This is a genomic window from Longitalea luteola (assembly GCF_017356035.1).
Taxonomy (GTDB): Bacteria; Bacteroidota; Bacteroidia; order Chitinophagales; family Chitinophagaceae; genus Niastella; species Niastella luteola.
Window position 1 is genome coordinate 333,418 of record NZ_JAFIQX010000002.1, and the last position, 12,659, is coordinate 346,076.

At 45.9% G+C, this 12,659-nt stretch carries 8 protein-coding genes; 4 read left to right on the forward strand and 4 right to left on the reverse strand.

Translation table 11 applies throughout. From position 1 onward, the window contains the following. The first annotated feature begins 26 nt into the window (after positions 1-26). Positions 27-1,850: an alpha-amylase family glycosyl hydrolase gene (locus JUB15_RS05515; protein WP_207511332.1), complete on the forward strand. Its 1,824-nt coding sequence runs from the start codon at positions 27-29 to the stop codon at positions 1,848-1,850. A 357-nt stretch (positions 1,851-2,207) separates the two neighbouring features. Here JUB15_RS05515 and JUB15_RS05520 read toward each other — a convergent pair whose 3' ends face one another. Then, entirely contained in the window at positions 2,208-3,005 is a 798-nt protein-coding gene (locus tag JUB15_RS05520; protein ID WP_207511333.1) for a GLPGLI family protein, read from the reverse strand. 64 nt (positions 3,006-3,069) lie between these two features. On the opposite strand from JUB15_RS05520, the gene JUB15_RS05525 reads away from it, so the two are divergent. Further along, positions 3,070-4,575 carry a sensor histidine kinase gene (locus JUB15_RS05525; protein WP_207511334.1) on the forward strand — a complete coding sequence of 502 codons (1,506 nt, stop codon included), beginning with the start codon at positions 3,070-3,072 and terminating at the stop codon, positions 4,573-4,575. After that, entirely contained in the window at positions 4,572-5,264 is a 693-nt protein-coding gene (locus tag JUB15_RS05530; protein ID WP_207511335.1) for a response regulator transcription factor, read from the forward strand. Before JUB15_RS05525 ends, JUB15_RS05530 begins: the two co-directional genes overlap by 4 nt. On the opposite strand, the gene JUB15_RS05535 is transcribed toward JUB15_RS05530, so the two are convergent. The 3 genes from JUB15_RS05535 to mqnC form a co-directional block, all read right to left on the reverse strand. Next, complete coding sequence (locus JUB15_RS05535; RefSeq protein WP_207511336.1) at positions 5,261-5,563, reverse strand: hypothetical protein; 303 nt, start codon at positions 5,561-5,563, stop codon at positions 5,261-5,263. The two genes, JUB15_RS05530 and JUB15_RS05535, sit on opposite strands and share 4 nt — an antisense overlap. Before the next feature lie 98 nt (positions 5,564-5,661). Then, positions 5,662-9,651 carry a response regulator gene (locus JUB15_RS05540; RefSeq protein WP_207511337.1) on the reverse strand — a complete coding sequence of 1,330 codons (3,990 nt, stop codon included), beginning with the start codon at positions 9,649-9,651 and terminating at the stop codon, positions 5,662-5,664. Positions 9,652-9,939: 288 nt separating this feature from the next. Continuing rightward, positions 9,940-11,064 carry a cyclic dehypoxanthinyl futalosine synthase gene (gene mqnC, locus JUB15_RS05545; RefSeq protein WP_207511338.1) on the reverse strand — a complete coding sequence of 375 codons (1,125 nt, stop codon included), beginning with the start codon at positions 11,062-11,064 and terminating at the stop codon, positions 9,940-9,942. Positions 11,065-11,258: 194 nt separating this feature from the next. Between mqnC and JUB15_RS05550 the strand changes: the two genes are divergently transcribed. Then, positions 11,259-12,614 (forward strand): aspartyl protease family protein, encoded by a 1,356-nt coding sequence (locus JUB15_RS05550; protein WP_242696213.1) that lies wholly within the window; start codon positions 11,259-11,261, stop codon positions 12,612-12,614. Positions 12,615-12,659: the final 45 nt, after the last annotated feature.

A 12,659-nucleotide genomic window follows, 5' to 3' on the forward strand; every position in this document is an offset into this window, starting at 1 on the left:
ATTGAAAAATCTCAAACAGTACTATTATGTCAAAAAAAAGCGCTACCCTGGCAACGCCAGCAGCTAAAGTGAATATACAAGGAATGGGTTCTATCCCGCATGAGAATGGCGTTTATTTCAGGGTTTGGGCCCCGCATGCCAAAAAAGTGTTTGTTACCGGAGATTTTAATAACTGGTCGAAAAACAAACACCCGATGACGCACGAAGGCAATGGGTACTGGGGAGTGAATATTCCGGATGCTGTAGTAAGTAATCAATACAAATATATTTTACTGACCGACAAAGGCGAGCTATACCGCAACGATCCATATGCCCGCGAGGTAACCAATTCAGCCGGTAATTCCATCGTAACCGATCCGCATTTTGAATGGACCGATCAGGATTTTCAAATGCCTCCCTGGAATGAACTGGTGATATACGAAATGCATATTGGAACTTTTAATGTGAAGGAAGATGGCAAGCCCGGCACTTTTGAAACGGCCAGGCAGCGTCTGGGCTACTTAAAAGCCCTGGGTGTAAATGCCATTGAAATTATGCCAACGACTGAATTCCCGGGTGGATTTTCCTGGGGATATAACTTATCACATCCGTTTGCCATTGAATCGGATTATGGGGGCATCAAGGGATTCAAAGAACTGATAAATGCAGCGCATGAGCTGGGCATAGCAGTTATACTCGATGTAGTGTACAATCACTTCGGTCCTTCAGACCTCGATCTGTGGCAGTTTGATGGCTGGAGCGAGAACGATCTCGGGGGCATTTATTTTTACCAGGATTGGCGGGCAGAAACGCCGTGGGGTCATACGCGGCCCGATTACGGACGGCCGGAAGTAAGGCAGTATTTGCGCGACAATGCTTTGATGTGGCTCGAAGATTATCATATTGACGGGCTGCGAACAGATGCCTTGTTATTTGTTCGCAATGTACATGGCAAAAACCTGCCGGAAGCCGATTTGCCGGAAGGCTGGACGCTCATGCGATGGATCAATGAAGAAGTGAAGAAACGCTATCCATGGAAGATCATGATCGCAGAAGATTTGCAAGACAATGAATGGATCACCAAAAAAGAAGAAGAAGGCGGTGAAGGGTTTAATACCCAATGGGACCCTGGATTTACATTTAGTGTACGGGATGTGTTGAAAGTGCCGGATGACGTGCATCGCGATATGGATAAGATACAATTTGCCATAATGCATAATTTCAATGGCGACTGGCTTCAACGGGTGATCTATACCGAATCACATGACGATGTGGCCAATGGAAAAGCACGCGTACCGGAAGAGATAGCACCGGGAGATTCCCAGGGTTGGTTCGCCAAAAAAAGATCGGTGCTGGGCGCTGTGTTAATATTCACCTGCGCCGGCATACCCATGATATTCCAGGGACAGGAGTTTGTTGAAGACGCAGAATTTGATGATACGAGACCGCTCGACTGGTCAAAGTTCTCGGCATTTAAGGGAATTGCGCGGTTATACCGCGATTGTATTCGCTTACGCCGCAATATCGATGGCTTAACCAAAGGACTTACGGGTGAACATACGAAGATCATTCATGTGAATAATGAAGATAAGGTAATTGCCTTTCATCGCTGGCATGACGGCGGTCCGAAAGACAGTACGATCGTGGTGTTGAATTTCGCCAATAAAGAGCACAAAGATTATGTGATCGGCGTGCCTGAGGAAGGCGTATGGAAGGTACGATTTAACAGCGATTGGAAGGGATATGATGAATCGTTTACTGATACGCCGGCGCTGGAAGCTGAAACATTTGAAGGTAAGAAAGATGGCCTTGCATTCAGTGCTGCCATTAATCTGGGACCGTACAATGCTTTGATCCTTTCGCGCGATTGATAAATTAAAGAAGGGCCGGATAGAAATCCAGCCCCGTATTAATCCAATATCCTATGAAAAACCGAAATGAAAATACTATGTTAAAAGCATAAAATCTATGACGGTGATCACAGAAAATGCAGTTTATAGAATTATTGATCTGCGCTAAGTTTTTTGCAGTGTTGCATTGAAAATTCGCTACAACGTAAGAAAATATAAAAAGGGCCGGATAGAAATCCAGCCCCGTGTTAATCCAATATCCTATGAAAAACCACTATGAAAATAGAATGAATTCTTCAATTAATTTATGATGGCCATCACCATGTATGATGATTGTGGCAATGATTTAAGCACCCGGGTATGCGAAGTGTTTGAAGTTTAATTACCAATGTGCATAACCCTTCTTCCTCCCGCATTGCGTTGCATTCCTTCCATTTCTTTTTCCCATTCTTTTTTAAATTGTTCAGCTGATAGTTTTTTTCCCTTTTTGGGTTCTTTGATAGCCGCGAGGTCTGTTTTTTGTGAAATTTCTAATGCTTTGTATGTAGTATTGTTGTTGATATCAATTTGTAAGATCAATCCGGGAAGTTGTCCCTGGTAGTCGGGGCCTGCGGGCACTGGTATAGCGGTTGTAAACCAAACGGTAACCCGGCTGGTGTCAGGGATGTCTTTTTTGGTCATAACACCATTTTCCATCGATATCGTACTACGTTTGCTGACGCGGGTGGTAGTTGCCTGTTGGCAGGTGTAACCCAGAATGTTACGCGATTCGCCTGTGAGTTTCCAGTGTTGTTTTCGAATGCTGTCGGTAATGAGGTAGAGTCTGGCGGCAAATTCCCTTTGTTCCACTTTGCGGCCTTCTGCAAAATTGATCCAGGTGATATCATCATCTCCCATGCCGAATGAGCGAAAGCTGGCGCCGTTTTCATTGCCTGCAAAATCATTCATTGTATTGTCAACCAGCGACTGGCGTAACATCTGATCATTACCGAAGAGGACTTCCAGTTTAATAACATGGGCACGTGGCGGCGGCGGTGACTGTTCCATTCCACCTGACCCACCGGCTACTCTTAGCTGAATTTGCCGGGTAAATTCATATACTACCCGTCCGCTTTGCTGCTGAGCCTGAGCCTTTAATATCAGGAATACGCTGGCTAAGAAATATATTGCTTTCATATACATTTATTTATTCAAAACTATCGCAGCCTGTAGCCGTAACAGGTTAATGCACCTTGGTTTAATGTTAATTAAGGTTAATGGGTCTACCACGGCCGCTATTAAACGGCTACTTTTGCAGCGTATGAACGGTCAACGCCTGTATTTACCGATAGTTTTAATGCTGCTGGCTATTATAGCTGTAGCAAGTTTCCAGGTTTACTGGGTCGTGAAAACTTTCCGGGAAGAAAAAAAAGACCTCGCTTTTCGTACCAATATTTTTTTTCGCGAAGCAGTACAGCGCGTACGGGTTGAAAAGCTAAAGCTGGATTCCAATTTTAATCCGAATGTTCACTTCAGGATGCCGCCCCGCCGCGCCATTGGAATGCTGGACGTGATCCGGACAAGAATGAATGATACTTTGGGCGCCAGGAACCGGATGCGGGTTTTGGTAACGGAAAAAAATACGCAGTTTATCCGTCAGGGTTCATCTGCCGATTCCGTGCAAGAGATCCATTTTTTTAAAGATGGTCCCGGCTCGGGTATTGTAAAAGTATTGAGCAGGGTAGACTCGCTGCAGGATAGCTTAAATATCAATGATCTTACTGTTAGTTATGCGCAGATATTGAAGGAAGAAAAAATTTCCGTCCCATTTACCATAACCAGGCATAAGGCGGTATGGAACGATAGCATCTATCCACCGCCACCGCCGCTTGAAATGGATAATGAAATAACCATTGGTTTTAAAAATCCGGTAACCTACAGGTTGAACATGGCAGATACAACCGCTTTTGTGATCCGAAAAATGTGGTCGCAACTATTGATCTCGCTGCTGCTGGTAGCACTTACCGTATTTTCATTCAGTTTGTTATTGCGCAGCCTCGTGCAGCAACGCAAACTCACCCAGATCAAAAATGATTTCATCAGTAATATCACGCATGAACTGAAAACGCCAATTGCAACGGTAAGCGTGGCCATTGAAGCCTTAAGGAACTTCGATGCATTACATGATCCGGAGAAAACAAAAGAATACCTGGCTATTTCTTCAAACGAATTGCAGCGCTTATCTTTTCTGGTAGATAAAGTGTTGAAACTGTCGATGTTTGAAAAGCACCAGGTTGAGCTAAAGGAAGAAACCATTGACCTGGCCTTGCTGGTAAAAGAAGTAGTGAACTCCATGAAACTGCAGTTTGAAAAATATAAGGCGCAGGTAAACCTGCAGTTGAATGGTTATCACTTTGAGGTGGAAGCCGACCGGCTGCATCTTACAAGCGTGTTGTTCAACCTGCTCGATAATGCGCTGAAGTATAGCAGGGAAAATCCATCCATTCATATTGAGTTGAAAGATGACAACGACCGCATTCTGCTGCATGTTACCGACAATGGCATAGGCATTCCTGCAGAATACCATAAAAAGATCTTCGATAAATTCTTCCGGGTGCCGGCGGGTGATACCCACAATGTGAAAGGTTATGGGTTGGGATTGAGTTATGTAGCCTATGTTATTCAGCGGCATGCCGGCAGTATCGATGTGGAGAGTAAACCGGGTATTGGAAGCCGGTTCATTATAAAATTACCTGCAGCTTCATGAGCAAAACCAAAATTCTATACGTTGAAGATGAGTTGTTCCTGGGCAAAATTGTAAAGGAAAGCCTGGAAAGCCGTCAGTTTGATGTCGTGATGGAAAGTGACGGCACAAATGTTTTATCTGTTTTCCGGCAAATAAACCCCGATGTATGCGTACTGGATGTTATGCTGCCTCATAAAGACGGCTTTACCATTGCAGGCGAAATACGTGAAATAAATAGTGCTGTGCCCATCATTTTCCTCACCGCCAAAACACAGACCGATGACCTGGTAAAAGGCTTTACGATCGGCGGCAATGATTACATTCGAAAGCCATTCAGCATGGAGGAATTGATTGTGCGTATTGAAAATGCATTGCGGTTTAAACAACAAGGGGCGCCTGTTGCGAACGGGAAAGATATATTAACCATCGGTAAATACAGCTTTCATGTAACCCGGCAAATGCTGTCGGGTTACAATGAAGAGCGTAAACTATCTTTCAGGGAAAGTGAATTGCTAAAGATATTATATGAGAACCGTGACAGGATCATTGACCGAAAAGACATTCTGAACCTGCTCTGGGGCAATGACTCGTTTTTTAACTCCCGCAACCTTGATGTTTACATAACCAAATTGCGCAGTTATCTAAAAGAAGACGACCTGCTGGAAATCATAACCATCAAAGGCGTGGGCTACCGGTTCGTGGTTGGTTAACGGCCAATTGTTTTGATCGTCCTGATCCGCTGTTGCGGATTTTTGAACCGTTGCATAAACCACATAATGGTAAAGCTGGGAATGAAATCAAGCCCCGGCATCAGCTCTTCCACAAAGTTGAACAAGCCACCAAAGGCGCCCTTCCAGCCACCGAAAGTGCGGTAGAAAATGAGCGCAGAAATAGGCGCCCAAATGATATCACCAAATTCGCCCAGGAAGGGAATGGTGTACGTTGCGTAGCCGATGATATCCATCACTACACAAAATATCAATGACGTTGAAGTTTGCTGTTTGTTCATTTCCTGAATTTACGACAATTAAGACAAATAATAAGTCGCAGTAGTTCTTGAATAATTACCGGCTGCCTGTTAAAATTTAGCCAACAGAATCTGTGTTGTTACACTAATAGCATGCGCTTTTTCAGTATGGCCTGTATCTCTTCCAGTTTGAATGGTTTGGAGATGTAATCATTCATGCCGGCTTCAATACATTTCTCCTTATCGCCCTGCATAGCATCGGCGGTGAGCGCAATGACCGGAATGAGGCTGTAAGGTTCCGGTAACTGCCTGATGAGCCGGGTGGTGGTAAATCCATCCATTTCAGGCATATTCACATCCATAAAGATCAGCTGCGGGTCCTTCTGCTGTAATAATTCCAGCGCCTGTTTGCCATTAGTGGCTTTAATGACGGCAAATCCCATTTTACCCAGCACTTCCGTTATCAGCATCATATTGATGGGCTCGTCTTCCACTACCATGATAGTGGCAGCATCGGTAATTTTTTCAATGGTATGAATATGGCTGATCTTGGCCGGTTGTTGCTGGCCGGTGGTGAACATGGCAGAAAGCATGGCATACAATTCATAGAGTTTAACCGGCTTCGACAAAAAGCTATGGATGCCCAGCTCTTCAGCCTGCCGTTGAACGATGTTTTTTTCAATGGAAGAAAGCATCATGATCACCGGCTGTGCTGCACCTGTATCCGATTTTCTGATCTCCTGCACCAGTTGTATGCCATCCATTTCAGGCATCTGGTGGTCTGTTAAGATAAGGTCGAGAGATTCGCCGCGCTGGTGTATCCGCTGCAGGATGGTCAATGCCTCCTGTCCGCTGGCGGCCGTTTCGCAGGGGATGCCAAAATAACGGAAGATCTCCTGCATGAGCCAGCAGTTGCTCGCATTGTCATCTATGACCAGCACTTTTTGTAAGGGCGGCCGGTAAGCACCGGTTATCTGTGGTTCTATATTTACGATCTGTAAGGGCAGCCGAAGCGTGAATGTGCTGCCCTGGCCCGCTTTGCTTTCAACATGTAAGCTGCCATCCATTAATTCGGCCAGGCTTTTTGAAATGGTGAGGCCCAATCCTGTGCCACCATATTTACGGGTGGTGGAAGAATCGGCCTGGGTAAAGCTGTCGAATATTTTTACCAGTTTTTCTTTGGATATACCAATACCGGTATCACGTACCGACAGATCTATATCAATAAATTTCCTGTTGTCCTTTACATAGATATTGCCGGCCTTTTTAAGTGATACGAAGATCTCACCTTTCTGGGTAAACTTAATGGCATTGCCTAACAGGTTCACAAAGATCTGCCGAATGCGAACGGGATCACCACTGACGCGGCTGGGCAACAGCGGATCGATATGGCAAACCATTTCAAGCTTCTTCTCATAAGCTTTTACGGTGAGAATATCGATGCTTTCCTCAACCAGTTCATCAATTCTGAAAGTGGTATTATCTATGCGCAGTTTACCGGCCTCCAGTTTGGAGAAGTCGAGGATGTCATTGATAATATCGAGCAACCCGTACGCTGATTTCTTTACATTCTCCAGGTAATCGCGCTGAGAATGTTGCAGGGTAGTGGTAAGCACGAGATCGGTAAAACCGATGATGCCATTCATGGGAGTGCGCAATTCATGGCTCATATTGGCCATAAATTCGCTTTTTGCCTGGTTGGCCGATTCGGCCATGTCTTTGGCCATTACCAGCTCCTGTTCCATTTGCTTGCGCTCAATGGCGGCAGCCAGGGTAGCGGCAAATGATTGCAGAATGCTGAATTCGGTGATTGTCCAGTCGCGTTCCCGGGTACAATCGGTGAAGGCTACAAAGCCCCAGAAATAATGCATGGTGAACACGGGCAGCACCGCGGCAGTTTTAACACCCGTTCCTTCATAGAAAGCCCGCAATTCAGCGTCCTGCATTTGACGCACGTGGCTGCAGAATATTTCTTCGTTTACCAGGGTTTGAAAAAGCGGCGATTTTATATTGATCTCTTTATTCTGAAAATCGGGGCTGCGGTAAGTCAATTCATCCGTAGCGCTATCCCAGGCCCACAACCTGCTGGTATACCATTTATCGTCTGCCAGCACGTATTCGTTTTTATATACGTTCAGGTTGTCAACCTGCATTTTCATGCCCAGCAGCTGAATAGCTTCGCCAATAGCCTGATCGAGGTTGTTATTACTTATGAGCAGGTGGGTGGCTTCGGCTACGGCCTGCAGGAGCTGGTCTTTGCGGCGCAGGTTTTCTTCTACCTTTTTCAGCGGGGTAATGTTGTGTACAAAACCTAATACGCCCCACACATTGCCATCCTGATCTTTCAGCGGCACTTTTACCGTACTCATGGTATTTAACTGGCCATTGGCAAAGTTGGGTTCTTCAGGAATGTATATCACTTTGCCGCTTCGCACTACTTCATCATCATCAGCCCAGAAACCCCGGATGCCACGCGAAGGATCACCCTTTACGTATTCAACGGGGAAGCCCACTTCCAGGTCGTCTTTACCAATAATTTCTTTGGGCGTTTTGCGCAGCGAATCGGCACAGGCCTGGTTGATCAACAGGAAGCGGTGATTGGGATCCTTTATGAAGATCCAGTCGGGCGTAGAATTGATGATGGTGCGCAACAGTTCTTCAGACTGCTTTACATCTGCCAGCAGCTGTTCACGCTCAGCTTCTGCCTTCTTCTGTTCAGTAATGTTACGGGAGGTAGTAATGATCTTTACAACCTGGTTGTTTTCCTTCACCGGCTTTAAGATGCTTTCGAGCCAGATGTATTCGTTGCTTTTTGTTCTGATGCGATAGCGCAGGGTGAGGTTATCGACCCGGTGCATGGCCACACTGCCTTTGTGCGGTGTAAAAGCATGTACATCTTCCGGATGAACGAATTCAGTAATGGAATGGCCTTCCATTTCTTCGCGATAATAACCCAGCGCCTTCTCAACAGACGGCGACACATACTGGAACACACCTTCGGGACTGCTCACCGAAATAATATCTTCGGCATGTTCTGCCAGCAGGCGGAATTTTTGTTCGCTGTTCTGCAGGGCCTGTTCGGCAATTACTTTCTCCGTTACATTTACGCCAATGCCCTGGATCTCCGAAACCCCGTCCTCATTCTGCAGGGCAATAAATTCCCAATCGGTCCACTGAAAATCATTTGTTTGCCTGATAGATTTCTTGATCAGGAGTTTATACACCGTACCCGGGTTCAACCAGCATTGGTCGGCCACTTCCTGGCAGCGGTACAGGTCTTTGGGATGAATGGTTGTATAGAACGGAACACCCAGCACTTCATTTTCGGAATATCCAAAGACTTTCAGGAACTGCGGATTGGCATAGGTGAAATTGCCGTTGCGGTCTATACGGACAACATAGTTTGTTTGTGAATTGAGGATGGACGAGAGGTATTTCTTTTCGCGCAGCAGGGCATTACGGGCCATTTGCAGCGCTTCGTAGTTCTTTCTGTTACTGCGTAAAAGCGGATCGATCACCAGAAAGATAAGACAGATGAGGGCAACGATCAGCGAAATGAATTTACCGGTATTGATGGTGGACGATTCTTCAATTCTATCGGTTACCACGCGGGTGTACCGTTGCACCACCTGGTTCATCAATGGAAAGAATTTTCTTTCGCTGTACAACATTTGCTGTTTGTACAGGGAGCCGTTGATGGCCAGCAGCTGGCTATCGGCCAGGTATACTTCCTGTGCTACAGCCACAATGCCTTTGAAGTGCGTTTGGGCATTGGTAAGGTCGCGGGTGATTTCCAGCAGGTCGGTAGTCACCGGTTCATCCTTTACGATCCTTAATTTATCACGTAAAAGCTGGTTGCAAACGATAAAAGAGTCAGTGGCATGTTTAAGTTGTTCGCGGATGGTTTGTTGATCGGTTTCCGGCAGGTTGCCTTTGGTAAGGAGTAAGACGTCCTTGGTAATGATCTGGCCAAACGTTTGCTGCTGCCCGCTTATGTTCACCAGTTTTACCATTTGTTCATTCTGTTTTGACGACAGATGAATTAAGTAATAACCGAAGAAGTTAAACAGGAGCACAGCTGCAAGCAGCACGATGGCAATTCTGACCAGTTTGCGAACAGGACTCTTCATGAATTTAAGGGATACAAAACCTACCCGATATATAACTGATAAATATAGTTTGTATTGAACGCCAACCCTTGTTTTTTGCCATAATTAAGGGTATTTCTACAGGATTTTACATTTCCTGTGCGGCTGCTGGTCAGGATCAATGAGATAGGGAGGCTTACAGGTTGCAGGTTACAGGTTACAGGTTACAAAAAAGGATAAAAGTTACAGGATTCGGGCAATTTGGGCGGGAGCGCATGTTGCCTTGAAAGCCCTGAAACATGTAACTTGTAACCTGAAACTACCTTGATTTTAATAATCAATCACCTGCTCTTCTATTTGCACCGGCAGATCACGCCATTCATACTGCTGGTTGCGCAATTGCGGTTCAAACCCGGCTTCAGCAATGGCCTGTTGTATGCTTTTGTAAGTAAACCGGTGCGGAGCGCCGGCAGCGCTTACCACATTTTCTTCCAGCATGATGCTGCCAAAATCATTGGCGCCGGCATGCAGGCAAATTTGTGCGGTTTGTTTACCAACAGTGAGCCAGGACGCCTGGATATTCTTGACATTGGGGAGCATGATACGGCTGATGGCTATCATGCGGATATATTCATCGGGCGTGGTTAGGTTATGTACACCACGGATCTTTGTCAGCAGGGTATCCACGTCCTGGAAGGTCCACGGTATGAAGGCCAGGAAACCTTTGGCTTCGGCTGGTTTTTTAGCCTGCACTTCCCTGATCTTCACCAGGTGCTCAAACCGTTCGCGAAGCGTTTCCACGTGGCCGAACATCATGGTGCCCGAAGTGGTAATATTCAGTTTATGGGCTTCATGCATGATATCGAGCCACTCCTGGGAGCCGCATTTTCCTTTGGAGATGAGGCGCCGTACCCGGTCGACCAGGATCTCAGCGCCTGCGCCCGGCAGGCTGTCCATACCGGCTTCTTTCAGGGCGGTGAGCACTTCCCGGTGGGTCGATTTTTCAAGTTTGGTAATATGGGCAATTTCAGGGGGTCCTAAAGTGTGCAGCTTGATGGTAGGGTACAGCTGTTTTAATTGCCTGAAAAGGTCAACATAGAACTGTAAACCCAGCTCTGGGTGATGGCCTCCCTGAAGCAATAACTGGTCGCCACCCCAGCGGATGGTTTCTTCGATTTTCTTCTTATAGGTGGCGATATCGGTAATATATGCATCCTTGTGGCCGGGTATGCGAAAAAAGTTGCAGAACTTACAATTGGCAATACATACGTTGGTGGTGTTAACGTTACGGTCTATTTGCCAGGTAACTTTTCCATGGGGAACTTGTTTTTTACGCAACTCATTGGCTACAAACATCAGTTCTGTCAATGGGGCATGTTCAAACAGGTACATTCCTTCCTCGATGGTCAGCATTTCAAAATTCAGGGCCTTTGCGTAGAGCTCATCCAGATGCATAAAAATTTATTGTGGCAACAAAAGTACTAAACGATCGGTTCAGAACGAATCGTATTGGTAAATAGGATGCACGTTTATATACCGGCACCCGTATTTGAGGAGGCGGTAACATCTCTTTATGTGTTTTTATACCAATGGTTTACCAATTTCACATAAATATTTTATCTTACTAACTGCAACCAAAAGACTGGTAAATGCAGACTGAGAAACTGTATAGCCCGAACAGCCGGAAGTCCGAATATCCAAAGCCATGGTTGTTTTTTGGTAAATGGGTCGCCGATCGCTTCCGGGCCCGTAAACCGAATGAACGGCTTCGGGATCCAGCTATTTTTTTTAAACCTGCTTCCATGCGATTGTTGACCATACCCATGTTACTACTGCTTTTGATGTCAGTAAGCTTTGTAAAAGCCCAGGAAGAATTTATTCAGCCGCCTGCAAAGCTGATTGCCAAATTCCCTTTCCGACTACTTACCGGGGGCATTATCACCCTCAAAGCCCGGCTCAGCAATTTTCCTGATACGCTCAATTTCATTCTCGATACAGGCAGCGGCGGTATTTCCATCGATTCTTCCACTGCTGATCATTTGAAGGTGGAAACCAAATTAAGTGACCGCACGATCCGGGGTATTGCCGGGGTGAGGCGGGTATATTTTGCTTACCGGCAAAGCCTGCACCTGCCGGGCCTGTCGGTAGAGAACCTGGATTTTCATATTAATGATTATGATGTTTTGACCAGCGCCTATGGCGAGAAAATAGATGGCATTATCGGATTGAGTTTTTTGTCGAGGTACATCGTAGGCGTTGATTATGACAGCCTGAAGATCTCTGTGTACACAAAAGGAACCATTAAATACCCCCGTGGTGGTTTTTTGCTGAAACCCCTGTTGAACACCATTCCCATTATGCAGTCAACCATCCGCGACAACCGGCAGCTGACATCGCGGTTTTATTTTGATACGGGCGCCGGCATGTGCCTGCTGCTGTCGGCCGATTTTGTGAGCGACAGCAATTTTGTTAAGCCCAAACGGAAATGGTATGCCACCCAGGCCGAGGGGCTGGGCGGCAAAGCGCCTATGAAACAGGGTGTTATAAAACAAATGCAGGTGGGGCCATATAAATTCAGGAACGTGCCTACCTATATTTTCGATGATGAATACAATGTTACCGCTTACCCATCGCTGGCCGGACTGATAGGAAATGACCTGCTGCGCCGGTTCAACCTGATCATCAATTATGAAAAGAAAGATATTTACATGATGCCCAATACCCATTACAAGGAGGCGTTTGATTATTCCTATACAGGCCTGGGGATGTATGTGGTAGATGGGGAAATTCAGGTGGTGGATATCATGCCGGAATCGCCTGCTGAACAGGCCGGCTTCAAAGCAGGCGATGTGATCATGGCGGTGGCTAATAACTTCAGTAATAATATTCAAACCTATAAAAACCTGATGCAAACCCCCGGCGAAAAGCTTAAAATACTGGTTTTGCGTAAGGAAGGGCCCGTTGTGCTTACTATGAAGGTTAAAAACATCCTCACCGGGCGGTAATCTGCTTTTATCAAATCACTTTCAACCAAATACCTCAACTTGTCG